The organism is Pseudomonas sp. NPDC089752 (genome assembly GCF_044748725.1).
Lineage (GTDB): Bacteria > Pseudomonadota > Gammaproteobacteria > Pseudomonadales > Pseudomonadaceae > Aquipseudomonas.
In genome coordinates this window covers 69,042-92,693 of the sequence record NZ_JBIVGP010000015.1, presented here as the reverse complement: position 1 = coordinate 92,693, position 23,652 = coordinate 69,042, and the positions used below count along the sequence as shown (strand labels likewise).

The window sequence follows — 23,652 nt, the reverse complement described above, 5'->3', positions numbered from 1 at the left end:
CGCTCCGGGAGCACCCCATGAAGACTTCAATCTGGCTGGCCGCCCTTTGCCTGGCCGCCAGCCTGCCAACCCAGGCACAGACGTTCAAACCCATCGAACTGAAGGATCAGGAGCTGGACAACTTGCGTGGGCGCTACGTGCTGCCTGGGCGGATCGTCAGCTTCGGCATCGTCATGACCAGCACCTGGCAAAATGCCAATGGTGAAGTGATCGGCGCCACGTCTGCGATGCAGATCCAGCAAAACACCATCAAACCGCAGTTCTATGTGTCGATGATCAATGAAAAAGGCATGGGCGCAGGGCAGCAGAACCAGGGCACCGGTATGGTGACCGGCGGCAGCGGCCTCAATACCACCGAAGGCGTCACCCAGGTGGTGCGCGCCGCCGGGGACTACAACACCGCCTACAACGACGTCGGCATCAATGTCACCAAGGGCAATGAAGCGCCCGCCACTCAACCGCAGGGCCAGGCCCTGGCGGCAGGCACGACGCTGGTCGGCGCCAATGGCGCAGGTTCGCTGAGCGTTACCGCCAACGGTACCGGCGTACAACTGGGCATCGTCGCCAACAACAACCAGGGCAGCACGTTGCAGCGCCTGGGTGAGGGCGGCCTGATGCAGAACACCACCCTGCTCGGCGCCAGCAACCAGGTGCGCAACCTGACCCAGCTCAATGTGGTACTGCGCGATGCCCCGGCGTCGGCTGGCTCGATGAATGCCAACCTCGATCAACTCAAAGGCCTCCGCAATTCGGGATACTGATCTACGCTCAGTCTCATCGCACAAGTAGTCAGAAGGGACGGCTAATCCATGCACCGTTTGTTGACGTTCAGAGCTATCGTTTGTTTGACCACCCTGGCCCCGGCCACTCTGCTACAGGCGGCAACCGACCCTCAGGTCGAAGCACTCAAACAGGAGCTGATCGCGCTCAAGGAGCGCTACGAAGCGCAGCAGAACGCACTGATGGTGCTGGAACAACGGCTGCGCCAGGTGGAGGAAGCCCCACCGGCACCGGCACCGAAGCGTCTGACCAAGTCGCCCGCCGAGGGCGTCAAAGGTGGCCAGACCGTCGCCGCCGGCGCACCCGGCACCACGGGCAGTTCCTACGGCCAATCGCTGCAGGACAATTCTGAACCGGCGCAAAGCGTGTCCAACCTGTACGACGAAGCCAGTGGCTTCTTCGGCGGCGGCAAATTCAGTGTCGAAACCGGCCTGACCTATACCCACTACGACACCCGCGCCTTGACCCTCAACGGCTTCCTGGCGCTGGACTCGATTTTCCTCGGCAATATCAACATCGACCGCATCAAGGCCGACAACTGGACGCTGGACCTCACGGCCCGCTACAACGTCGACCAACGTTGGCAGTTCGACATCAACGTGCCGATCGTGTATCGCGAGTCGACCTATTCTTCCGGTGGCGCGGGCGGTGCGGCCGGCGTGAGTTCGGACGGTACGGTGACGCGCGACCCGACCATTGGCGATATCAACTTCGGGGTGGCCTACAAGTTCATCGACGAGTCGGAGAACTGGCCTGATGCCGTTGCTACCCTGCGGGTCAAGGCACCGACCGGTAAAGACCCCTATGGGATCAAACTGGTCCAGGTCGCCGGCAACGACAACCTGGCGATCCCCGAAGACCTCCCCACCGGCAACGGCGTGTGGGCGATCACCCCCGGTATCTCGCTGGTCAAGACCTTCGACCCGGCCGTGCTGTTCGGTAGCTTGTCCTACACCTACAACATGGAGGATTCGTTCAGCGACATCAGCCCGCAGGTCAACACCAAGGTGCCGGGTGACGTGAAACTGGGCGACTCCTGGCAGATTGGTGGCGGTATCGCGTTCGCCCTGAACGAAAAAATGAGTATGTCGTTCTCGGTCACCGACCAATTCTCACGCAAGAGCAAGATCAAACCCGACGGCGGCGACTGGCAGTCGATCACCAACAGCGACTACAACGCTGCCAACTTCAACATCGGCATGACCTTCGCGGCCTCCAACAACCTGACCATCGTGCCAAACCTTGCGATCGGCTTGACCGACGATGCTCCGGACTTCTCGTTCAGCCTGAAATTCCCCTACTACTTCTAACCTTCCAGAAGCCGGGCCCCAAGCGGGCCCGGCATTTGGTAACAGACCTTGTAGCCGACCGCTTTCCTGGAATCAGCCTGTTATCATCGCGCACAGATATGTGACGGTTTAACGGCAATTAAGGAAAGTTTTCGTGAAGAACCTGCTTGGCCACCCGCATGCCCGGCTCGTCGCCCTGGTGACCCTGGTGCTGGTGATTCCCCTGGCTGCGCGCGCCCTGCTGGGTTGGTCCAACCCGTTGGGCTACCTCTCCGACCTCGCCATTGGCGGCCTGCTGGTTCTACTGCTGCACCGTCGCCCCTGGTGGCTGGCGTTGCCGGTACTGCTGGCGTGGGCTGCGTTGTGGGTGGCGTCGGCCGAGCTGGTCAGCGCTGTCGGCCGGCTGCCAAACAGTGCTGACCTGGGTTACCTGTTCGATCCGCAATTCATGGAAAACTCCACCGGCGGCAGCCTGGCCCATGCCTGGCTGCCCTGGGTCATGGGCGCTGGTTTGCTGGCCTGGGCGATGGCGGCCTGGCACAGCCGAGGCCATCGCGGCATTCCGGTAGGGCTCAAGACTCTGGCCTGCACGCTGGCACTGTTCGCCGTGCACTGGGGCAGCCAAAACCTTGCGCCGTCCGATGCCGACCAATGGCGACAGTACAACCTCCCCCACCAACTCCTCTCCGCCGGTGCCACGGTCCTGCAGCAGCGGGCCTTGGACTGGGCCGGGCAAACGCCCCCGGTCACCCCGCTACCCAGCGGCGGGCTGACCCAAGCCGACCTGCATGGCCAGAAGCTGCTCGATGCCCCCGGTAGCGCGCGCAATCTGCTGGTGATTACCGTAGAAGGCATTCCCGGCGCCTATGTAAGGCCCAACCGTCAGGCATTGCACAGCCGCTTTGACGAAGACCTGATGCCCAACCTCAGCCGCTGGGCCGAGCGCGGCATGAACACCCCTGACTACGTGCTGCATACCCACCAGACCATCCGTGGCCTGTACGCCATGTTGTGCGGCGACTACGACAAACTGGCCAATGGCACGCCCAAAGGCATGGAGCTGCTCACCCAGCAGCAGCGCAACCAGTCGTGCTTGCCAGCTCAGTTGCGCGAGGCAGGTTTTACCACCCATTACCTCCAGGGTGCGGGCCTGCGCTTCATGGCCAAAGACCGGATCATGCCGCACATCGGCTTCGATTCGGTGCATGGTCTGGAGTGGTTCAGCAATGAAAATTACCTGGAGTTCCCTTGGGGCAAGGATGACCGGGCATTCTTCGAAGGGGCGCTGGATTACGTGGGCCATCTACGGCAGCAGGAACGTCCATGGATGCTCACGCTGCTGACCGTGGGCACGCATCAACCCTACTCTGCGCCTACCGAGTACCTGCAACGTTACGACACCGCCAAGCAGGCAGCGGTGGCTTACCTGGACGATGCGATCGGCACGTTCCTCGACAACCTTGAGCGCCAGGGGGTGCTCAAAGACACGCTGGTGGTGGTGACTTCAGATGAATCCCACGGTATCGACGGTGTACGGCTGGCATCGTCCTGGGGCTTCAACCTGACCCTGGCGCCCGAACAGGCGCAACTGCCGCAGATCAAACGCGGCACCTATGGCCACGTTGATCTGGCCAACTCTCTGCTCGACTACTTCGCACTGCCGATACCGATGGCGTTGGCCGGGCGTTCGATGTTCCGCGACTACGACACTGGCCGGGAGATGATCGCCTACACCAACGGCATGCTGCGCTATCACAATGGCCAAGGTGTGTTCACCGAATGCGACTTCCAGCAACGCTGCCGCCGCTATGCCAGCGAAGGGTTCATTGCCGATCAGGCGAAGTTCCTGGGTGCCGGTGACCGCAACCTGGGCCCACAGCTGGGCGCCCTCGCTGCCGTCCTTGACCAGTCCCTGTTGCAGACTCCTCTGAACCTGCGCTACCAGTTCGGCGGCCCCTCGGCCATTCAGCTCCAGGCACGGATCCGCGACGACTGGGCAGATAACCTGATTGGCGCGCAGTACATGGAAATGCCAGAAGGCACACGCACCCGAGTGCGGGTCAAGGTACGCGCACTCGATCCGCAACACGCCGCCTATATCCAGCTCAAGGCCAAGGAGCGCGAACAGGACGTGCCGCTGGGCTTGCCCGAGGAGATTCGGGTAACCACCGACATGCCGCTGGAACTCGAGTTCGGTTTCGATAACCCGACGGTACGCAAAGCGTTTTCCTTCCACCTGCTGGGGTATGGCGGCGGTCAGGTCGAGATCAGCGATTTCAGCGTAATTACGGCGTTGCCGGATGAGGAGGCAACCGTTGAAGAATTGTCGGACGGGCACATCGCCCAATCGAGCTGACCGACAGGCGTTGCCTGCCTCTGCTCGGAGGGGTCAGCGAATCTGGTGCTTGTGCAGCAGCCGGTAGAAGGTAGGCCGCGACACCCCAAGCACCTTGGCGGCGATGCTCATGTTGTTGCTATGACGGTCCAACACGTCACACAACGCCTGGCGCTCGGCACGGTGCTTGTAGTCTTCGAGCGTGCCCAAGGGCTGTTCTTCCTGCTCCAAAACATGCAGGCCGAGGTCCTGAGCCTCGATCTGTCTGCCCTCGGCCAGCACCAACCCGCGGCGCACCCGGTTGGCCAGCTCCCGCACATTGCCTGGCCAGTTGTGGCGGCCCATCGCGGCCAATGCATGGTCACTGAACGTGCGTGGCCGGCGGCCTGTCTCCAGGCTGTAGAAGTGCGAGAAATGGTTGGCCAGCATCGACAGGTCGCCATGCCGGTCACGCAGCGGCGCAGTCACCACCTGCAGTACGTTGAGCCGGTAATACAGGTCCTCGCGAAAGCGCCCTTGTTCGATGGCGCGCTCGAGGTCCACATGCGTTGCTGCCAGTACCCGCACATCGACCGGGATCGGTTGGCTGCCACCGACCCGCTCGATGTGTTTTTCCTGAAGAAAACGCAATAAATTGGCTTGCAACTCCAGCGGCAGGTCGCCAATTTCATCGAGGAACAGGGTACCGCCATGGGCCGCTTCGATCCGCCCGACCTTACGCTGATGCGCACCGGTAAACGCCCCCTTTTCATGGCCGAACAGCTCCGACTGTATGAGATGTTCGGGGATCGCGCCGCAATTGATCGCGATAAACGGCTTTTCGCAGCGTTGTGACTGCCGGTGCAGGGTACGTGCGACCAACTCCTTGCCGGTGCCGCTCTCACCGCGGATCAACACCGGCGATTCAGTGGGTGCCAACTTACCCAGCAGCTTGCGTAATTCGAGAATCGGCCGGCTGTCACCCAGCAATTCGTCCTCCAGCCCATCGATCGGCACCGTCCCTTTGCCCCGCAGGCGCGCCATGCCAAAGGCCCGACCGAGCGTGACCATCACACGGGAAACGTCGAACGGCAGGGTATGGAAGTCGAAAAACCACTCACAGACAAAGTCACCGACGTTCTGCATCCGCAGTTGCTCACCATTGAGCACCGCGATCCATTCGGTATTGCTGCGTTTGATCATGTCCTTGACCGCATCCGGATGGCGCAGGTGCGACTCCTGCAAGCGCAGCAAGCCGATATCACAGCGATGCTCCAAGGCCAGGTCCAGGCTACAGCTGTGAACATCCCAGCCGGCACTTTCAAGGCCCGGCAGCAGACGGTGGCAATCGTCGCAGGGATCGACGATGAGCAAGCGGCGTAGGGAGGCGGTTTCGTGCATGACCGTTCCTTGGCGCCAAATTGTGGTTTTTTACGTGAAAACAGCAAGTTGCGGCGCCTGTTTAACAGTAGCAACGAACATGATGGCGCCCACTACCGTCTGTCTGCCCAATGCTGTCGCATTTCGGTGGGTCAGGAATTTTTGAATTCAATCAGCGTCACAGGCGGCGTGACGCAATAAAAAATCGTCTCGCCGCTAAAAATTTACAAAGGCTGTGTGACTTCACCCCTAACTTGGAGCATCAGTACAAATAACCCCGCGCTGCAGATCGCGATACCTTGAAGCGACGTTGCAGTAAAGCGGACTTGAATTTCGATGTTTGGGACCATAGAGAGACCGAACCATGAATGCACCGCTCCGTGTCAACGAAGCCTTGCTGATCGCCGACCACGCCTTCGAACCCTTCCAGTGCGTCGCCTGGGATGCGCCCAATGGTACCGGTGAGTTGAGCCTGGCAGTGATCGACCGGACCAGCACCCGTATCGGCAGCAAGCAAGTGTCCTCGCATATCTATTCCGACCCGGCACAATGGGCCAGTCTGATCGAGGAAGTGCGTGCCGAACTGTGCCAGAAAGGCTATGACCTGCAACCCTGGTCGATGCCCAAGTAATATCAATGACTGCCTGCAAGTGCGTGCCGAGCACGCACTTTTGCAACTTTTTCGTTGCCTTCATGGCAACTTTTCAATTGCGACATAGTGTCGCGGCAGTCATGGGCGACGTGACTCATTCCTTTACCTTGCATTGCTCAAGATGCTGGTAATCGGCCTGTAACGCGGTGGCCAATTGCCGCGCTCTGCCCAGGCGAACTGGCGCCAATTCCATGTCTATCAGCACTGTCGCGCAGGGCATGGGTTGCACGGCATTCCAGCGCTGCAAGCGGCCATCGGTAAACACCAGGCAACGCTGCAATTCATGTGGATGAGCCTTTTGCCGAGCATGCAACCAGCGCCTGGCTTGCTCCAGAGCAGCGATCAACGGTGTCCCGCCACCGGCACTCAAGGCTTGTAACCAAGGCTGCAGTGAAGCCGAGGCTTTCAGGCCATGACGTTGCCACTGCGGCGCTCCGCCACTGGCGGTCAGCAACGCCAGTCGAGCACGCTGTCGGTAGGCCTGGTCGAACAACTCGGCCAACACGCCTTTGCTCTGTGCCAGCGCCTGATGGCGACGGGTAGAAGCCGAGGCATCGACAATGACCAGCCACAATTCTGCGCTCTGAACCTGGCGCTGCTGCCAGCAAAGGTCCTGGCGCAGGCGCGGGCGCCCTTTGAGCAAGGTCGCAAGCCAGGCCACCCGCCCCGTTTGCGCCGCACGCGCACGGCCACGGCTGCCGCCAGACGCTTTACCGATAATGGGCATGGCATCCGCCACCTTGTTGCCGGGAGGGCGGATGCTCAGGGCTTTTTTGCCCAGTTCGGCACCTCGCGCCGGGCCCCACTGGCGACTGGCTGGGCGGGCAGCGCGCCCCAATCGCCCTGCCCGCCCTGACCCGGTTGATCCTGCCCGCCTGCCGGAGGTGGCGCCGAAGGCGGCTCGATGGCAGGTGAGTGACGACGGCGATGGCGCAGGGCGAACTCCGCCACCGCCTCGACATCACCCTCTTCGATGGCCTCGCCGCCGCGCCAGGCGCAGTGGGCACGCGCGGCACGCAACCAGACCAGGTCGGCACGCAAACCGTCGACCCCGGCGGCAAAGCAACGCTCGGTAATCCAGGCCAGGGCCTGATCATCCAGTGCAATCGCCGCCAGGGCCTGCCGGGCTGCCTGGCAGCGCCCCCGCAACTGCGCCTGAGCCTCGGCCCATTGTTCACAGAAGGCCTGCGGATCGGTGTCGAAGGCCAGACGACGTCGAATGATCTGCTGACGCGCAGCGGGTTCGGGCAAACCTTCGAGCACAACGTTCAGGCCAAAACGGTCGAGCAGTTGCGGGCGCAATTCGCCTTCTTCGGGGTTCATGGTGCCGATCAGGACGAAGCGCGCACTGTGTCGATGGGAAATGCCATCACGCTCGACGCGGTTGGTGCCGCTGGCAGCCACGTCCAGCAACAGATCGACCAATGTGTCGGGCAGCAGGTTGACTTCATCGACATACAGCACGCCACCATCGGCCTGAGCCAGTACGCCCGGTGAAAACTGCGCCTTGCCCTGCCCCAGCGCGGCATCGAGGTCGAGTGTGCCGACCAGACGTTCTTCGCTGGCGCCCAGCGGCAAGGTCACGAACGGCCCCTCGCCCAGCAGGTCGGCCAGGCCGCGAGCCAAGGTACTTTTGGCCATGCCACGCGGCCCCTCTATCAGGACCCCGCCGATCTTCGGATCGATGGCGGTCAGGCACAGGGCAAGCTTGAGCGCTTCGGCGCCGACCACGGCCGCCAGGGGAAACTGCACGGGTTCACTCATTTCAAGCCTGTTCCTCGCCGTCGAGCAATTGCTCTTCCAGGGCTTCGCGGTATTCGCCAGGGGCTTCCCAGAGGCCGCGCTGCTGGGCCTCGAGCAGACGCTCGGTGAGGTCACGCAAGGCCTCGGGGTTGTGCTCGCGCATGAAATTGCGAGTCGCCGGGTCGAGCACATAGGCATCGGCCAGCGACTGGTAATGATGGTCGTCGATCAGGTGCGTGGTCGCGTCGAAGGCGAACAGGTTGTCGACCGTAGCCGCCAGTTCGAACGCACCTTTATAGCCATGGCGCTTGGCGCCGTCGATCCACTTGGGGTTCAAGGCGCGGGCGCGGATGACGCGGTTAAGCTCTTCCTTCAGGGTGCGGATGCGTGGCCGGTCCACCTGGCTGTGATCGCCGTGATAACTGGCCACTGCGCTGCCCGACAAGGTCTCGGAGGCGGCCAGCATGCCCCCCTGGAACTGGTAATAGTCATTGGAGTCGAGCAGGTCGTGCTCGTGGTTGTCCTGATTCTGCAGGACCGCCTGCACTTGCCCCAGGCGCCGGGCGAACTGAGCCCGCGCCGGTGTGCCTTCGTCGCTGGCGCCATAGGCGTAGCCGCCATGGTTGAGGTACACCTCGGCCAGGTCATCACGGCTGTGCCACAGGCGACCATCAATGGCATTCTGCACCCCGGCACCATAGGCACCGGGCTTGGCCCCGAATACACGCCAACCGGCCTGGCGTGCAGCTTGTTCAGCCTCCACACCTTGCGCTTGCAGGGCTGCACGCTCGCTGCGCACCCGCGCGGCGAGTGGGTTGGCATCATCCGGTTCGTCCAGCGCCGCCACCGCCTGCACGGCCGCATCGAACAGGCGAATCAGGTTGCCGAAGGCATCGCGGAAGAAGCCCGATACCCTCAGGGTCACGTCCACCCGTGGGCGGTCGAGCAGGCTCAACGGCAGAATCTCGAAATCGTCGACGCGCTGGCTGCCGGTGGCCCACACTGGCCGCACACCCATCAGCGCCATGGCCTGGGCAATGTCGTCGCCGCCCGTGCGCATGGTCGCGGTGCCCCACACCGACAGGCCGAGCTGGCGCAAGTGATCGCCGTGGTCCTGCAGATGGCGTTCGAGGATCAGGTTGGCCGAGGCGAAACCCAGGCGCCAGGCTGTGGTGGTGGGCAAGTTGCGCACATCCACGGTATAGAAGTTGCGGCCGGTGGGCAGTACATCCAGGCGCCCACGGCTAGGTGCTCCGCTGGGGCCGGCCGGCACGAAGCGCCCGGCCAGGGCTGCAAGCAGCCCGTTGATTTCAGCCGCACCGCAAGCGTCCAGGTTGGGCGCTACCTGCTCCAGCAAGGCTTGCACCACCTCGTGTACTGGCTGCCAGTGGGTCTCGACGGGCAACTGAAGGGTACCGTTGAGCGCTTGCTCGATAATCTGCAGCGCCAGCAACTCAAGGCGCTCGCGGGTGTCACCGCAGGTGCGCCACGCGGCTTCGCTGATGGTTTGCAGCAGTGCAGGACGTGGGCCAGCCCAGGCCTGCCCGAGGTCGCAGTCCAACGGGTCGAAGCCCAGCGCCATGGCCTTGGCGAGCGAGCGCAGCAAGCTGGCATTGCCGCCGCGGCCATCGCCGCGTTCGACCCGCAGCAGGGCGAGCAAGGTGTCAATGCGCAAGCGCGCTTGTGGGGACTCGCCGAACACATGCAAACCGTCGCGAATCTGCGATTCCTTGAGGTCGCACAGGTAGGTATCCAGGCGCGGCAGCCACACGGCGGCATCATCCAACTGGCCTTCCAGCTGCAGTTCACGGTCGATGTGGTTGGCCTTCACCAGGTCAAGAATGTCGCCCTGCAGTTCCCGGGCGCGCCGTGGGTCGAGCATCTGCGCTTCGTAGAATTCATCGGCCAGTTGCTCCAGATGGCGCAGTGGCCCGTAGGTTTCGGCACGCGTCAGCGGCGGCATCAGATGGTCGATGATTACCGCTTGGGTGCGGCGCTTGGCCTGGGCCCCCTCGCCCGGGTCGTTGACGATGAACGGGTAGATATTCGGCAGCGGGCCCAGCAGCGCATCGGGCCAGCACTGGGCGGACAGGCCGACGCCCTTGCCGGGCAGCCATTCGAGGTTGCCGTGCTTGCCGACATGGATGACCGCATCGGCGGCGTAGGCATGGCGCAGCCAGAAATGGAACGCCAGGTAGCCATGTGGCGGCACCAGGTCCGGGTCGTGGTACACGGCACTGGGGTCCACTTGATAGCCACGCGCCGGCTGGATACCAACGAAGGTCAGGCCAAAACGCAGGCCGGCGACCATCAGACGGCCGCTGCGGTACATCGGGTCCTGCTCGGGCGGGCCCCAACGTTCCAGAACAGCCTGGCGGTTCGCTTCGGGCAGGCGGTCGAAGGCGGCCTGGTAATCCGCCATGCTCAGACTCTGCGCGCAGGGGCGCTGGTCGAGGTGTTCGAGATCGTTGGTGACACCGCCAAGCAGCTGATGAATCAGCTGCGTGCCGCTGCTGGGCAGTTCGGCCAGCGGGTAGCCTTCGGCTTGCAGGGCTTTGAGGATATTCAGAGCCGCCGCAGGGGTATCCAGCCCAACGCCGTTGCCGATGCGCCCATCACGGGTCGGGTAGTTGGCCAGCACCAGCGCCACGCGTTTCTGCCCATTGGGCAGGCGCGCCAGCTCGACCCAACGCCGTGCCAGTTCGGCGACGAAGTCCATGCGCTCGGGATGGGCGCGGTAGCAGACCACGTCGGACTGGCTGCGCTCACTGCGCCAGGCCATGTCCTTGAAGCTCACCGGGCGCGTGATGATGCGCCCATCCAGTTCTGGCAGGGCAATGTGCATGGCCAGGTCGCGGGCACCAAGGCCCTGCTCGCTGGCCTCCCAGCCGGGCTGGTTGTCCTGCGCGCAAATCGCCTGCAGCACCGGGATGTCGCGCCGGAACGGTCGCAGGTTGGGACATTCCGGGCTGGACAGGGCAAAGCCTGTCGTGTTGATCAGCACCTCGGCGCCTACTTCATCCAGCCAACCTTCAACCTGCTCCAGGCAGGCGCTTTCCTTGAGACTGGCGACGGCGATCGGCAACGGGTTGAGCCCAGCGGCCAGCAGCCGTTCGCAGAAAACGTCTATGAACGCGGTGTTGGCCGCCTGCAGGTGCGAGCGGTAGAACAGCAGCGGCGCCACCGGATGTTCCGGGTGCCACTGGGCGTACCAGTCCTCCAGGGCGGCTGCGGGGATGTGCGGATGGTAGACCGAGGTGCGTGGCAATGGCTGCGGCGCATCCCAGCTGTAATCGCGGCCCAGCCACTGATTGGCCAGGCACTTGAACAGGTTGACGGCATTGGCCTTGCCACCTTGGCGCAAGTAATGCCACAGGCGCTCGGCCGGCTCGCCCGTGACCGTGCCAAGGCCGGTCAGCTCGGGGTCGGGACGATCGTCACCGGGCACCAGGATCAACTGTACGCCGCGCGAGGCCAGTTCGACCAATTGCTCGACCCCATAGCGCCAGTAGCCGACGCCGCCGTGCAACGACACCAGGATCACCTTGGCATGGCGCAGGACCTCGTCGACGTACAAGTCGACCGAGGCGTGGTTTTGCACTTGCATGGGGTTGGCCAGGCGCAGGCTGGGGTAGTCATCCGGCAGTTGCTCGGCGGTTTCGGCGAGCAGGGCCAGGTGCGAATCGCCGCTGCAGAGGATCACCAGTTCGGCGGGCGTCTGGCCGAGGTCGGCGATGCTGTCGTCCGGCACGAAGCCGCCGGGCTGGGTCCGCAGCAGGTGCATGGGTCAGGCGCCCAGGGCTTGGCGCAGGCGCGCTTCCAGTTGCGCGGCATCGAGGTCCTGGCCAATCAGCACCAGGCGGGTGATGCGCGGCTCGTCGGCGCGCCAGGCGCGGTCGAAATGCTTGTCGAAGCGGGTGCCCACACCCTGTACCAGCAGGCGCATCGGCTTGCCGGGGATGGCCGCGAAGCCCTTGGCGCGCAGGATGCCGAACTCCACCACCAACTGGGTCAGCGCATCGAGCAACAGGGCTTCGTCAGCTTCAGGCAGGTCGATGGAAATGGAATCGAAGGCGTCATGGTCGTGATCGTCATGATCGTCGCCGTCGTGGTGCGAGTCATGGTGAGTACGGCGGCCATCGATGTGCGCCTCCGACTCGGCGCCCACGCCCAGCAGCACTTCCAGCGGCAAGCGCCCGCTGCTGGCTTCGATCACCTTGACCGCTGGCGGCAGTTCTTCAGCAACCTCAGCGCGTACTTTGGCCAGGCCCTCGGCGCCGATCAGGTCGGCTTTGTTCAGCACCACCAGGTCGGCGCTGGCCAACTGATCGGCGAACAATTCATGCAGGGGCGATTCATGGTCCAAGTTGGGGTCGAGCTTGCGCTGGGCATCGACCTGGTCCGGGTAGGCGGCGAAGGTGCCGGCGGCTACGGCTGGGCTGTCGACGACGGTAATGACCGCATCAACGGTGCAGGCGTTGCGGATTTCCGGCCACTGGAAAGCTTGCACCAGCGGTTTGGGCAGGGCCAGACCGCTGGTTTCGATGAGAATGTGATCAAGGTCGCTGCGGCGCGCCACCAGTTCGCGCATCACCGGGAAGAACTCTTCCTGCACGGTGCAGCACAGGCAGCCGTTGGCCAACTCATAGACGCGGCCGCTCGCCTCTTCCTCGGTGCAGCCGATGCTGCACTGCTTGAGGATTTCGCCGTCGATGCCGAGTTCGCCGAATTCGTTGACGATCACTGCGATGCGGCGGCCCTGGGCGTTGTCGAGCATGTGCCGGAGCAAGGTGGTCTTGCCCGAGCCGAGGAAGCCGGTGACGATGGTGACGGGGAGCTTGGCCAGTGTTTTCATGTCGCGTTGCCCTTGGCAGGATGGCGCGGGCATGCGGGACGAAAGCCGCGGGCCAGATGGCCGGGCTCGTTCGCCACCGGATCACCCCGCCCGGTTGAAAGTCGAAAACGTTGCGAGGCAGGTCTCCTGGCTTGCACCGTTCCGGCCCCTCTTTGAACAGGGCTGGCGGGATGACGCCTTCCCGCGTCTGGGCGCAGTGGCTGTGTCGATCCGTTTCGGTGCTTACAGTTGCGGGGGGCAGCCGCGGCTTGTACCGCGTTCCCGTCTTAGCTTCGGCGTGGCCGAAGAACCTCGAAGCGGCAAGGCTACGCGGGGGGGTGGGGATGGTCAACTCATGGCTTGAGATTTGTATTGGTCTGTAGATCGAGCGCCGCCCGCGGCGCATCGCGGATGAATCCGCTCCTACAGGCCACCACGGCCGCCGTTGCCACAAATGGCCGTGGGTAGACCGTAGGAGCGGATTCATCCGCGATGCGCCGCGCGGCGGCGCTCGATCTCAAGGGCAATACAAATCTCAAGCGAACACACCGCCCCCAACCAATTGACGCAAACCCTCCCCCGTGCTCTCCTTACACCTCGCGTTCAGGTGCCCCCACGGGGGTGAAACGGGAAACCGGTGCGTCGCAGGCCCCCACCAGGGCGCGACAAACCCGGTGCTGCCCCCGCAACGGTAAGCGAGTGAAACGTCTGGACCACTGTGCCACGCAGTACGGCATGGGAAGGTGACGCTTTATCAGGAGCCCTGCTCCTCCTCGCAAGCCCGGAGACCGGCCTGGCGTTCATGAACACCCCGCGGTGGGCGGGCGCTGTCGCATTCCCCTGGGCCTTGAGGTCCGGGGTTGTCGCGCTCGCCTGTGCCCCGTTGCCCATACAAAAGCAAAGCAGAGGAACGCGTCATGCCCATCACCAGCACCAAGCACGCTATCGCCACTCCCGTCACCCTCAGCCAGCGCGTGGTCATCGCCGCCGCCGCCAGCTTGCTGGGCCTGTGCCTGGTCTACTTCGCCGGTTTTTCGCACCTCGAAGCCGTGCACAATGCCGCGCATGACACCCGCCACAGCGCCGCCTTCCCCTGCCACTGAGACCGCCCCATGATCAAGCGTATTGCCCGCACCGCCGGGTTCAGCGGCCTGCTTGCAGCCTTGCTGCTTACCCTGTTGCAAAGTTTCTGGGTGGCTCCGTTGATTCTGCAGGCGGAAACCTACGAATCGGCGGCGCCTGCCGTCGAGCAGCACAGCCATGACGGTGAAGCAGCCGTTGCCCATGAACATGCCGCCGGGCATGAACACAGCGAAGAGGCCTGGTCGCCAGAAGACGGCTGGCAGCGCATCCTCTCCACCACCGGTGGCAATCTGGTCGTCGCCGTCGGCTTCGCACTGATACTCGCTGCCCTTTACAGCCTGCGCGAGCCTGGCCGCGTTGGCACCGGTGCGCTCTGGGGCCTGGCTGGCTTCGCCGTGTTCTGCCTGGCGCCCACGCTGGGCCTGCCGCCCGAGCTGCCCGGTACTGCCGCCGCCGACCTCGGCCTGCGTCAGAGTTGGTGGATCGGTACTGCTGCCAGCACAGCTGCCGGCCTGGCCCTGCTGGTATTTGCCCGGCACTGGCTGCTCAAGGCGCTGGGCGTGGTATTGCTGGTGATGCCCCATGTCATCGGCGCACCACAGCCCGAAGTTCACGCAAGTCTGGCCCCCGAAGCCCTGGAAACTCAGTTCAAGATCGCTTCGTGGCTGACCAATGCCGCCTTCTGGCTGGCCCTGGGGCTGCTCAGTGCCTGGCTGTATCGCCGCTCCAGCCAGGCGTGATGGCCAGCGAACAACCGCAGCTGGCGCTGTACGCCGGCTTCGGTTGCCGCCGGGGCTGCCCGGTGGACATTCTCGACACCCTGCTGCGCCAAGCACTGGACAACCATGGCCTGGCGCTGTCAGCCTTGCAGGGCATCGCCAGTATCGCCTTGAAAGCCGACGAGCCTGGCCTGCTACAACTCGCCAAACGTCACAACCTGCCATTGGTGATCTTCTACGCCAACCAGCTCCAGGCGTTCGAGCCCTTGCTCAGCCATCGCTCCGCGCAAGCCTTTGCCCACAGTGGCTGCTGGGGCGTTGCGGAGAGCACGGCGCTGGCGCTGGCGCAGCTCAATCACGGCAGTACCCAGCTGCGGGTGCCACGGCAAACGCTCGGCGCCGCTACCCTCGCCCTCGCCTGCGGCGAATAATCGCAACATCCAAGGATTTTTCATGACGGTCTACTTCATTGGCGCCGGCCCCGGTGACCCCGAGCTGATAACGGTCAAAGGGCAACGCCTGATCCGTCAATGCCCGGTGATCATCTATGCCGGCTCCTTGGTACCCGCCGCTGTACTCGAAGGCCACCAGGCCGAAACGCTCATCAACAGTGCTGAACTGCATCTGGAACAGATCATCGACGCCATGCGCACAGCGCATGCAAAAGGCCAGGACGTGGCCCGCGTGCACAGTGGCGACCCCAGCTTGTATGGAGCCATCGGCGAGCAGATCCGCCACCTGCGCGAGCTGGGTATCGACTACCAGATCATCCCTGGGGTGACGGCCACCGCTGCCAGCGCCGCCTTGCTGGGCTGCGAGCTGACCCTGCCCGAGGTGGCGCAGACCGTCATCCTCACCCGTTACGGCGACAGCTCACCGATGCCTGCCGGGGAACAACTGGGCGATCTTGCCCGGCATGGCAGCACCTTGGCCATCCACCTCGGGGTCAAGCACCTGGCACGCATCGTCGACGAACTCCTGCCCCATTACGGCAGCGGCTGCCCTGTGGCCGTGGTGCACCGCGCGACCTGGCCGGACCAGGACTGGGTGCGCGGCACCCTCGGCGACATCGTCGAGCAAGTCGCCGCCAAGGGCTTTCGTCGCACCGCCTTGATCCTCGTTGGCCACGTGTTGGGAGACGCGCCGTTCGCCGCATCCGCCCTGTATCGCGCCGGCCATGCACACCTCTATCGGCCAGCCGACTAACCGTTGCCAAGTGCCCAATGGCCGGAGCAGACTCCAGGTTCCTGACCACGGACTGGAGTCATGCCCATGCTGGCGCTACGCCCTAATTGCGAATGCTGCAATGCTGATCTGCCGGGCGATAGCCCTGATGCGCTGATCTGCTCGTTCGAATGCACGTTCTGCCGCCTTTGTGCCGAAACCCGCTTCCACGGCCGCTGCCCCAATTGTACCGGCCAGCTGCTGCAACGCCCCGCCCGCGTCGGCCAGGCGTTGCACAACAATCCCGCTTCTACTCAGCGCGTTCTGAAATCCCACACCGCCTGCAAGTAACCAATCATTGCAGATAACATCGAAGTCGATCCAAAGATGCCTGTTTTCAGGCATTTTTGTAGGATTTTTCAACAACGCCAACATCATTAGTCAACAGATCTATACTCGCCATTACCAAGGCGTCGGAATGGTCGTATCGTGCTGCGCTGCAGAAAGATCTTGCAGACGTATTCCTGATTAGCTCAGGGAATTGGCCCACATTCCGACAGGAGTTATCTTCATGACAACCGTGCTGATCGTCGACGACCACTCTACCGTTCGATTTGCCGTACGCATGCTGCTTGAGCGCGAGCGCTTTCAAGTCATTGGTGAAGTCGACAACGGTAGCGAAGTGGCTCAGGTAGCTCGCAAGCTGCAACCTGATGTGGTGGTCCTGGACATCGGCCTACCTGGACTGGACGGCATGGAAGTGATCAAGCGCCTGCAGCAGCTCGAACACGCCCCCAAGATCATGGTATTGACCGGCCAAGCCACCGACCTGTATGTACGTCGCTGCCTGGATGCCGGCATTGGCGCATTCGTCACCAAGAGTGAAGACCTCGACGCCCTGATTTTTGCGATCAAAGCCTTGGTCAAGGGGTACTCCACCTTTCCGCAAATGGCAGTCAACAGTAATACGCTGGACAGCGAGCCGACTCGGCTGGGCAGCCTGTCCAACCGGGAAATGGAAGTGCTTCGCCGGCTGTCCAACGGTGAAAACAACAAGCATATCGGCTCCCAGATGAACCTGAGCGCCAAGACCATCAGCACCTACCGAGGCCGCATCATGGACAAGCTCAAGACCGAGTCACTGGTGGAGATGGTCGATCTGGCCAAGCGCAACAACGTCAACTGAGCGCGATTGCCATGATTCACGCGCTGACAGGCCTGCTCCTGGCCATCGGCCTGGCCTGCTGCCCTGCCATGACCCTGGCCGATGCAGAACCACGTCAGTTGCTGGCGCGAGCCGTCAGTGCCGCCCCCCCTTTGCAGCTGGACGCTCAGGACCGGCAATGGCTGCAGCAGCGCAAGGTCTTGCTGCTGGGCAGTTCGCGCCCCGACTATCCGCCGTTCGAGATCAACATCAGCCCGGCCGACTATGAAGGCCTGAGCGCCGATTACGCCGGGCTGATCGCCGAGCAGCTGGGCATACCGGTTGAAGTCAGGCGCTTTACCAGCCGCCATGAAGCAATCGCCGCCCTGCGCGCGGGTAGCATCGACTTGTTGGGCAGTTCCAACGCATTCGAAGCCGCGGATGCTCAGCTGAGCCTCAGCCTGCCCTATGCCGACGACCTGCCAGTGATCGTCACCCGCGAAGGGCGCACTCTGAAACAGAACAAAGACCTGGCGGGCCTGCGCCTTGCCATGGTCGATCACTACCTGCCGGGCGAAACGGTCCGCAGGCTTTATCCCAAAGCACAGTTGAGCTTCTATCGCTCGACCCTCGCTGGCTTGGCAGCGGTCGAATTGGGCGAGGCGGACGCTTACCTGGGCGACGCCATCAGTACCGACTTCCTGATCGGCAAAAGCTACCAGGGCACGGTGAAGATCGACCATTTCTGCCAAGTCCCGGCAGCCACTTTCTCCTTTGCTCTAGCCAGGGACAATCCACGCCTGCGGCGCCTGATCGATGCGGCGCTGGGCAAAATCAACGACAGCGAGCGGCTAAGCATCCTGCGCCGCTGGACCAGCGGCAATACCAGCCTGCTTCTGGAACGCCACCTGTCCGCCCTGACCGCTGAAGAACAGGCCTGGATAGACAACCATCCCACTGTCAGCGTATTGATGGACCCCGCACTCGCGCCATTGACCTTCAACGATGCCCAGCAGCGCCCCAGCGGTATCACCATCGAGCTGCTCAAGCAGATCACCCTGCGTACAGGCTTGCAGTTCAAGCTGATCGAACGCAACGCCGTGCAGACCATGGTCGAACAGGTGGCCCGCAGCGAGGCGTACATGATCGGTGCGCTAGGTTATGGCGCCGAGCGCGCCAGGCACGTGCGCTACACCCGCCCCTATCTGGTCAGCCCCAGAGTACTGGTCACGCGCAGCCAGGCCACCTGGCCACTGCAGACCACAGGCATGGACGGGCAGCGCATCGCCCTGCTGCGCGGTTCGCCCCAGAGGGCCGATGTGCAACGCCAGTACCCGCTGGCCAAAATAATCGAAGTGAACAATCCGCTGGGGTTGATGGAGGCTGTGGCCAACGGTGATGCGGATGTCGCCTTCAGCAGCCACATCAATGCGACGTACTACATCAACCACGTCTTCCAGGGCCAGTTGCGCATTGCCAGCGTGCTGGGTGATGACCCAGCCATTGCCGCGTTCGCCGTCGCCCCCGACCAACCACAACTGCAGGCCATACTCGACAAGGCCCTGCTGAGCATCCCACCTGAAGAGTTGGACCAACTGATAAACCGTTGGCGTACCAGCACCCTGGTCAGTGACAGCCCTTGGCGCAATTACCGCACGCTGGCGCTGCAAGTACTGGTACTGGCCGCGTTACTGCTGGCTGGCGTGGTGTTCTGGAACAGCTACTTGCGTAAGCTGATCCACCAGCGCACCGAAGCCCAGCACGCACTGCAAGCGCAGCTGGCGCTCAGCCGCGGCTTGCTCGAGCAACTGCGCCAGGCCAAAGACGATGCCGAGCAAGCCAGCCAGACCAAGAGCACGTTCCTGGCGACCATGAGCCACGAGATCCGCACCCCCATGAATGCCGTGATCGGCCTGCTCGAAATGGCATTGGAAGATAGCCGGGACGGTCGCAGCGATACCCTGGCGCTGCAGACCGCGCACGATTGCGCCGTGGGCCTGCTGGGGCTGATCGGCGATATTCTGGATATCTCGCGCGTGGAGTCCGGTCACATGACACTGCAGCCGGTGGTCACCGACCTGGTAGAGCTGGTCCGCGGCACCATGAGAGTGTTCGAAGGCAACGCTCGCACCAAAGGCTTGCGCCTGCAGAGCGAGCTGCCAGACGGCCCTGTCTGGGTACTGGCAGACCCTACGCGTCTGAAGCAGATCCTCTCCAACTTGCTCAGCAACGCCATCAAGTTCACTGACCAGGGCGAGGTCCAGATCGACCTGCTGCTCAAGCCCGCCACGACTGGCAATCGTGTTCAGGTGGAACTGAACGTGCGCGACACCGGTATCGGCATCGGCCTTGAGGACCAGGCGAGGCTGTTCAGTGCCTTCGCCCAGGCTGATGGCCCCCGGGCACGCCAGGGCGCTGGACTGGGCCTGGTGATCAGCCGCACCCTGACCGAATTGATGGGCGGCACCCTGAGCCTGCAAAGCGTCGAAGAAGTGGGTACCAAGGTGCTGGTCCAACTGGTTCTGCCCGTCGGTGCAGCCCCCGTGCCCGTCGAAGCTGCCTCGCCGCTCCAGGAAAGCACCAGCAAGCCGCTGAATATACTGGTAGTCGACGATTACCCGGCCAACCTGCTGCTATTGGAAAAACAATTGAGCAGTCTGGGCCATCAGGTAACCCTGGCCGAAAACGGCCAAACGGCGCTGGAGCTGTGGCAAGCCGCAAAGTTCGACCTGGTCATCACCGACTGCAGCATGCCGGTGATGGATGGCCATGAGTTGACCCGCAGAATCCGCCAACTGGAGCGTGCGGGCTCACTGCCCGCTTGCAGGGTGCTTGGTGTCACCGCCAACGCTCAGGCCGAGGAGCGTGCCCGGTGCCTCGCCAGTGGCATGGACGACTGCCTGTTCAAGCCGATTGGCCTGCGGACACTCAACGCCCACGTGCCACACGCGAGCCCTGAGCAGAAGCCATTGAAGCCGGTAAGCGATTTCAACCTGAGTGAATTGCGCCACCTGACCCAGGACGACGATCAGCTGGTACGACGCCTGCTTGAACAACTGATACACAGCGCGAGCGAAGACCTCGCCGCCCTGCACGCCCTCGGCGCGGCGCCGGGCATCGACGCAGTACGCGCCGTCACCCACCGCATCAAGGGTGGCGCCAAGATGCTCAAGATGCGCGGCGTGGTGCGCGATTGCGAGGCCATCGAGCAGGCCCAGGCCCAGGGTTTGCCCACCGACGCGTTAAGGCTGCAGCTGAAAACCAGCCTGCAGCACTTGCAGCGCGATCTGAACGAAGCGCTCAGTGCAATTGCAGCGTCGAGTTGATCTGGCTGATCGCATCGACCACGTGACGTGAGCCCTGCTGGATCTCCATGATCACCGTGCCTGCCTCATTGGCCAGGGCGACGCCTCGCCCCGTGCGGGTGAGGCTCGACTGCATGCTGGCCACCGCAGTGAGTGACAGGTCGTGGTTCTGCCGCACGACATCGACGATCTCCAACGTGGCCTTGCTGGTTCGGGCTGCCAGGCTGCGCACTTCGTCGGCGACCACCGCGAAGCCGCGACCATGTTCGCCAGCACGGGCGGCTTCGATAGCTGCGTTCAAGGCCAGCAAGTTGGTCTGGTCGGCGATGCCGCGAATGGTCAGGACGATCTGCCCGATCACATCCGACTGCTTGCTTACCGCGTCGATGCTGCGCGCCGCGTCGTTGAGCTCCTGGGAAATCTGCTCGATCACCTCCACCGTCTGCTGCACCACCTCAGTGCCCTTGCGGGCGCAGGCATCGGTCTGTACTGAACTGGCATGGGCTGCATCAGCGGCACTCTGCTGGGTGCTGACTTGCGCAGTGATGTCGCTGGCGAACTTGACCACTTTATACAACCGTCCCTTACTGTCGAAGATCGGGTTATAGGAGGCTTCCAGGTACACCGTCTGGCCTTGCTTGTTGATGCGTTCGAACCGGTGCGAGTGGTACTCGCCCCGGTTCAGCGAAGCCCAGAATTCGCGGTAGCCTGCAGATTCACGCTCATGGGCCAGGCAAAACAACCCATGATGGCGGCCAACCACCTCCTCCAGGCGATAGCCCATGGTTGCGAGAAAGTTCTGGTTGGCTTTGATGACCCGGCCCTGGGGGGTGAATTCGACCACGGCCATGGAACGGCCAATGGCCTTGAGCAGGCTTTGGCTATCGTGCTCATCCTTGACCCGCTGGCTGATATCGGCTGCCACCTTGATGACACTGGTGACCTGCTGGCGTTCGTCCAACACCGGCATGTAGCTCGCCTCGAGCCACACCTCGCGGCCGTCCTTGTCGAGACGCTCGAACGTGCCGCTGATTGCCTTGCCCTCCCCCAGCTCGCGCCACAGCTGCTGGTATTCGGCGGTCTTGGCATAAGCCGGATCGCAGAACAGCCGGTGGTGCTTGCCGCGCAGCTCTTCGACGCTGTAACCCATGGCCTGGCAGAACTGGGCATTGGCATCGAGAATGGTACCGTCAGGCGCGAACTCGATCATGGCCATGCCACGACTGATCGCCGCAAGCTTGGCCTGAGTGTCGGCCAGGGCTTGGCGAGTGCGCTGAATTTCGATCAAATCAGACTTGCGATGAAAGTCGAACATGGCGCCGGGGTCCTTTATGCGCGGGGTTTCCTGAGCATAGATCGGCGCTGCTAGCGTGCAAGCACACTGCTATCACTTAGTCATTAGTGACAAAGAAAAGTCAGGAGCTTTCCCGCACCATCAACTCGAACCCAAGATCCTGCTGCTCGATAGCCACCCGCTTGCCGTCGAGCAAAGCCAGCAAAGCCTGGGCCGCGCCCCGTCCAACGGCAGCCCGGGGCGTGCGTATCGAGGTCAGGCGCGGGACCATATGTGCCGACGCTGGCAAATCATTGAAACCGACCATGGCCACCTGCCGTGGCACTTCGATGCCCTGGCGCAGCGCCTGCAACACTGCGCCCTGGGCCAGGTCGTCGTTGCAGAAGAAAATGCCATCCACGTCCGGCGCCTGCGCCAGCAACTGGCTGAAAAGCTCACTGCCCAGGGCGATGGACGAGGGTTGCGGCGACAGGATTTCCAGCTTGGTGTCGGCCATGCCGGCTTCGGCCAAGGCTTGGCGAAACCCTTCGGCGCGCTGCATCACGCGAGGGTCGAGCTGCGCGGCGATGAACGCCAGGCGCCGCCGACCGCGCTCGAGCAAGTGCCGCGCTGCGGCGCGCCCGGCCTGTTGTTGGGAAAAGCCGACCGACAACGCGCCCGCCTGCCCGCCCAGCTCCATCATGTGCACACAAGGCACCCCACTGGCCGCCAGCATCTGCCGCGCTGCATCGCTGCGGTCGAAGCCGGTCAGCAGCATGCCGCACGGCTGATAAGCCAGATAATTGCGGATCAGGTTTTCTTCTTCGTCAAGATCGTAGTGGTAGTTGCCAATCAGCACTTCCAGCCCACGAGGGCGCATCACTTCGTGGATGGCCTCCAGGGTGTCGATGAACAATTGGTTGGACAGCGACGGAATCAGAACCACCACCGACTGGCTGCGCGCCGACGCCAGCGCCCGCGCCGCCGGGTTGGCGACATAACCGAGACTGGCCGCAGCGGCCGCTACCTTTTCCACCAGATCCGGGGCAACGGTGCTGACACCGCGCAGTGCGCGGGAGGCAGTAATCGGGGAGACCCCGGAAAGCCTGGCGACTTCTGCCAGGGTGGGACGACCGGTGGTGCGGGAGCCTGATCGAGACATGAATGTTGTAATTTTACTACTTGCAAGGGAGGGGAACGGCCACTAAGGTAGCGCTGTCTCAGGACGCAGGCAATGTAATCTTTGGTAGTGGCCACTACACGCCCTCTGCCAAGCGTCCATACTGCGTAACGACAAGATCAATAACACCGGAGAGGTGGCGTTTCGTCAGCGACGAGACAGCGCTATCTCATCCCGCAGGAGGTACTGATGAATTCTCCCCTGTCCGCCATTGTGGTGATGGGCGTAGCCGGTTGCGGCAAGAGCAGCATGGGCGCCGCCATCGCTGAAAAAAGCGGCGGCCGCCTGATCGAAGGCGACGCGTTCCACCCTGCCGAAAACATTCGCAAGATGAGTGCCGGCACGCCCCTGAATGACGACGACCGGGCTGGCTGGCTGGTTCGCCTCGGTCAGGAACTGCAAGCTACGGTCAAGGCCGGTGAGCGCCCGATCCTCACCTGCTCGGCACTCAAGCGCAGTTACCGCGACACGCTGCGCGATGCGATGCCGGGGCTGGTGTTCGTGTTTCTCGAACTCACCCCCGCTGAAGCGGAAAAGCGTGTACTCGCCCGCCCTGGCCACTTCATGCCAGCGAGCCTGATCGACAGCCAGTTCGCCGCCCTTGAGTCGCCGCGCGGCGAACCACTGACCCTGGCCCTGGATGCCACGCAGCCAATCGTAAAGCTCGCGGGCTTGGTCGACGACTGGCTAAAGACCTGCGGTGAGCGGAGCCTGGCGCGAACCGCCTGAATCCGGCGATTCTTCCAGCTCACCAAAGACAGCGCTGTCTCGACGCCTGAAAACGGCGAAAGT

General features: G+C 63.0%; 18 protein-coding genes, 2 pseudogenes and 2 riboswitches. Of the genes and pseudogenes, 12 read left to right on the top strand and 8 right to left on the bottom strand.

The window, feature by feature from the left end:
• Nucleotides 1–17: 17 nt before the first annotated feature.
• From ACIPZF_RS22165 to ACIPZF_RS22155, 3 genes are all read left to right on the top strand, one after another.
• Nucleotides 18–761 (top strand): hypothetical protein, encoded by a 744-nt coding sequence (locus ACIPZF_RS22165; protein WP_400803244.1) that lies wholly within the window; start codon nt 18–20, stop codon nt 759–761.
• 48 nt (nt 762–809) lie between these two features.
• Entirely contained in the window at nt 810–2,090 is a 1,281-nt protein-coding gene (locus ACIPZF_RS22160) for a hypothetical protein (protein ID WP_400803242.1), read from the top strand.
• Nucleotides 2,091–2,223: 133 nt separating this feature from the next.
• A complete protein-coding gene (locus ACIPZF_RS22155; protein ID WP_400803239.1) occupies nt 2,224–4,425 on the top strand; it encodes an LTA synthase family protein in 2,202 nt (733 codons plus the stop codon).
• Nucleotides 4,426–4,458: 33 nt separating this feature from the next.
• On the opposite strand, the gene ACIPZF_RS22150 is transcribed toward ACIPZF_RS22155, so the two are convergent.
• The gene (locus ACIPZF_RS22150) at nt 4,459–5,784 is read right to left on the bottom strand and encodes a sigma 54-interacting transcriptional regulator (RefSeq protein WP_400803236.1); all 1,326 of its coding nucleotides are present in this window, start codon (nt 5,782–5,784) and stop codon (nt 4,459–4,461) included.
• Nucleotides 5,785–6,127: 343 nt separating this feature from the next.
• Here ACIPZF_RS22150 and ACIPZF_RS22145 point away from each other — a divergent pair, with 343 nt between their 5' ends.
• Nucleotides 6,128–6,394, top strand: coding sequence for a hypothetical protein (locus ACIPZF_RS22145; protein ID WP_400803234.1), 267 nt, complete (start codon nt 6,128–6,130; stop codon nt 6,392–6,394).
• Nucleotides 6,395–6,509: 115 nt separating this feature from the next.
• Here the strand turns inward: ACIPZF_RS22145 and ACIPZF_RS22140 are convergent, their stop codons facing one another.
• The 4 genes from ACIPZF_RS22140 to cobW are packed head-to-tail and all read right to left on the bottom strand — an operon-like array spanning nt 6,510 to nt 13,013.
• Complete coding sequence (locus tag ACIPZF_RS22140; protein WP_400803232.1) at nt 6,510–7,142, bottom strand: VWA domain-containing protein; 633 nt, start codon at nt 7,140–7,142, stop codon at nt 6,510–6,512.
• Between the two features lie 35 nt (nt 7,143–7,177).
• A complete protein-coding gene (locus tag ACIPZF_RS22135; protein ID WP_400803230.1) occupies nt 7,178–8,179 on the bottom strand; it encodes an ATP-binding protein in 1,002 nt (333 codons plus the stop codon).
• Between the two features lies 1 nt (nt 8,180).
• Nucleotides 8,181–11,942: a cobaltochelatase subunit CobN gene (gene cobN, locus ACIPZF_RS22130; protein ID WP_400803227.1), complete on the bottom strand. Its 3,762-nt coding sequence runs from the start codon at nt 11,940–11,942 to the stop codon at nt 8,181–8,183.
• 3 nt (nt 11,943–11,945) lie between these two features.
• Nucleotides 11,946–13,013 carry a cobalamin biosynthesis protein CobW gene (gene cobW / locus ACIPZF_RS22125; protein ID WP_400803225.1) on the bottom strand — a complete coding sequence of 356 codons (1,068 nt, stop codon included), beginning with the start codon at nt 13,011–13,013 and terminating at the stop codon, nt 11,946–11,948.
• 98 nt (nt 13,014–13,111) lie between these two features.
• A riboswitch (cobalamin riboswitch) is annotated at nt 13,112–13,322 on the bottom strand.
• A gap of 258 nt (nt 13,323–13,580) precedes the next feature.
• Nucleotides 13,581–13,804: riboswitch (cobalamin riboswitch) on the top strand.
• A gap of 105 nt (nt 13,805–13,909) precedes the next feature.
• Between cobW and ACIPZF_RS22120 the strand changes: the two genes are divergently transcribed.
• The 7 genes from ACIPZF_RS22120 (at nt 13,910) to ACIPZF_RS22090 (ending at nt 20,428) form a co-directional block, all read left to right on the top strand.
• Nucleotides 13,910–14,095 (top strand): CbtB-domain containing protein, encoded by a 186-nt coding sequence (locus ACIPZF_RS22120; protein WP_400803223.1) that lies wholly within the window; start codon nt 13,910–13,912, stop codon nt 14,093–14,095.
• Between the two features lie 9 nt (nt 14,096–14,104).
• On the top strand, nt 14,105–14,815 hold the full coding sequence (locus ACIPZF_RS22115) for a CbtA family protein (RefSeq protein WP_400803221.1): 711 nt from the start codon (nt 14,105–14,107) through the stop codon (nt 14,813–14,815).
• On the top strand, nt 14,815–15,225 hold the full coding sequence (locus tag ACIPZF_RS22110) for a cobalamin biosynthesis protein (protein WP_400803219.1): 411 nt from the start codon (nt 14,815–14,817) through the stop codon (nt 15,223–15,225). Before ACIPZF_RS22115 ends, ACIPZF_RS22110 begins: the two co-directional genes overlap by 1 nt.
• Nucleotides 15,226–15,247: 22 nt before the next feature.
• Nucleotides 15,248–16,000: a precorrin-4 C(11)-methyltransferase gene (gene cobM, locus ACIPZF_RS22105; RefSeq protein WP_400803217.1), complete on the top strand. Its 753-nt coding sequence runs from the start codon at nt 15,248–15,250 to the stop codon at nt 15,998–16,000.
• A gap of 66 nt (nt 16,001–16,066) precedes the next feature.
• Nucleotides 16,067–16,309: a DUF1272 domain-containing protein gene (locus ACIPZF_RS22100; protein WP_400803214.1), complete on the top strand. Its 243-nt coding sequence runs from the start codon at nt 16,067–16,069 to the stop codon at nt 16,307–16,309.
• A 220-nt stretch (nt 16,310–16,529) separates the two neighbouring features.
• On the top strand, nt 16,530–17,144 hold the full coding sequence (locus ACIPZF_RS22095) for a response regulator (protein ID WP_400803213.1): 615 nt from the start codon (nt 16,530–16,532) through the stop codon (nt 17,142–17,144).
• 11 nt (nt 17,145–17,155) lie between these two features.
• On the top strand, nt 17,156–20,428 hold the full coding sequence (locus tag ACIPZF_RS22090; protein ID WP_400803211.1) for a transporter substrate-binding domain-containing protein: 3,273 nt from the start codon (nt 17,156–17,158) through the stop codon (nt 20,426–20,428).
• Here ACIPZF_RS22090 and ACIPZF_RS22085 read toward each other — a convergent pair.
• The 3 genes and pseudogenes from ACIPZF_RS22085 to ACIPZF_RS22075 form a co-directional block, all read right to left on the bottom strand.
• Nucleotides 20,403–20,834 (bottom strand): annotated as a pseudogene (locus ACIPZF_RS22085) (methyl-accepting chemotaxis protein); the annotation flags it as partial. The gene ACIPZF_RS22090 and the pseudogene ACIPZF_RS22085 sit on opposite strands and share 26 nt — an antisense overlap.
• A gap of 105 nt (nt 20,835–20,939) precedes the next feature.
• Nucleotides 20,940–21,623, bottom strand: a pseudogene (locus ACIPZF_RS22080) (PAS domain-containing protein); the annotation flags it as partial.
• A gap of 199 nt (nt 21,624–21,822) precedes the next feature.
• Nucleotides 21,823–22,842 (bottom strand): LacI family DNA-binding transcriptional regulator, encoded by a 1,020-nt coding sequence (locus ACIPZF_RS22075; protein WP_400803208.1) that lies wholly within the window; start codon nt 22,840–22,842, stop codon nt 21,823–21,825.
• Nucleotides 22,843–23,049: 207 nt separating this feature from the next.
• Between ACIPZF_RS22075 and ACIPZF_RS22070 the strand changes: the two genes are divergently transcribed.
• Nucleotides 23,050–23,589 (top strand): gluconokinase, encoded by a 540-nt coding sequence (locus tag ACIPZF_RS22070; protein WP_400803206.1) that lies wholly within the window; start codon nt 23,050–23,052, stop codon nt 23,587–23,589.
• The last annotated feature ends 63 nt before the right edge of the window (nt 23,590–23,652 follow it).

What these genes read in the sequence shown, in the direction of transcription:
- ACIPZF_RS22165 (WP_400803244.1), top strand. Translation starts at nt 18, where the DNA reads ATGAAGACTTCAATCTGGCTGGCCGCCCTTTGCCTGGCCGCCAGCCTG.
- ACIPZF_RS22160 (WP_400803242.1), top strand. Translation starts at nt 810, where the DNA reads ATGCACCGTTTGTTGACGTTCAGAGCTATCGTTTGTTTGACCACCCTG.
- ACIPZF_RS22150 (WP_400803236.1), bottom strand. Translation starts at nt 5,784, where the DNA reads ATGCACGAAACCGCCTCCCTACGCCGCTTGCTCATCGTCGATCCCTGC.
- ACIPZF_RS22145 (WP_400803234.1), top strand. Translation starts at nt 6,128, where the DNA reads ATGAATGCACCGCTCCGTGTCAACGAAGCCTTGCTGATCGCCGACCAC.
- ACIPZF_RS22140 (WP_400803232.1), bottom strand. Translation starts at nt 7,142, where the DNA reads ATGCCCATTATCGGTAAAGCGTCTGGCGGCAGCCGTGGCCGTGCGCGT.
- ACIPZF_RS22135 (WP_400803230.1), bottom strand. Translation starts at nt 8,179, where the DNA reads ATGAGTGAACCCGTGCAGTTTCCCCTGGCGGCCGTGGTCGGCGCCGAA.
- cobN (WP_400803227.1), bottom strand. Translation starts at nt 11,942, where the DNA reads ATGCACCTGCTGCGGACCCAGCCCGGCGGCTTCGTGCCGGACGACAGC.
- cobW (WP_400803225.1), bottom strand. Translation starts at nt 13,013, where the DNA reads ATGAAAACACTGGCCAAGCTCCCCGTCACCATCGTCACCGGCTTCCTC.
- ACIPZF_RS22120 (WP_400803223.1), top strand. Translation starts at nt 13,910, where the DNA reads ATGCCCATCACCAGCACCAAGCACGCTATCGCCACTCCCGTCACCCTC.
- ACIPZF_RS22115 (WP_400803221.1), top strand. Translation starts at nt 14,105, where the DNA reads ATGATCAAGCGTATTGCCCGCACCGCCGGGTTCAGCGGCCTGCTTGCA.
- ACIPZF_RS22110 (WP_400803219.1), top strand. Translation starts at nt 14,815, where the DNA reads ATGGCCAGCGAACAACCGCAGCTGGCGCTGTACGCCGGCTTCGGTTGC.
- cobM (WP_400803217.1), top strand. Translation starts at nt 15,248, where the DNA reads ATGACGGTCTACTTCATTGGCGCCGGCCCCGGTGACCCCGAGCTGATA.
- ACIPZF_RS22100 (WP_400803214.1), top strand. Translation starts at nt 16,067, where the DNA reads ATGCTGGCGCTACGCCCTAATTGCGAATGCTGCAATGCTGATCTGCCG.
- ACIPZF_RS22095 (WP_400803213.1), top strand. Translation starts at nt 16,530, where the DNA reads ATGACAACCGTGCTGATCGTCGACGACCACTCTACCGTTCGATTTGCC.
- ACIPZF_RS22090 (WP_400803211.1), top strand. Translation starts at nt 17,156, where the DNA reads ATGATTCACGCGCTGACAGGCCTGCTCCTGGCCATCGGCCTGGCCTGC.
- ACIPZF_RS22075 (WP_400803208.1), bottom strand. Translation starts at nt 22,842, where the DNA reads ATGTCTCGATCAGGCTCCCGCACCACCGGTCGTCCCACCCTGGCAGAA.
- ACIPZF_RS22070 (WP_400803206.1), top strand. Translation starts at nt 23,050, where the DNA reads ATGAATTCTCCCCTGTCCGCCATTGTGGTGATGGGCGTAGCCGGTTGC.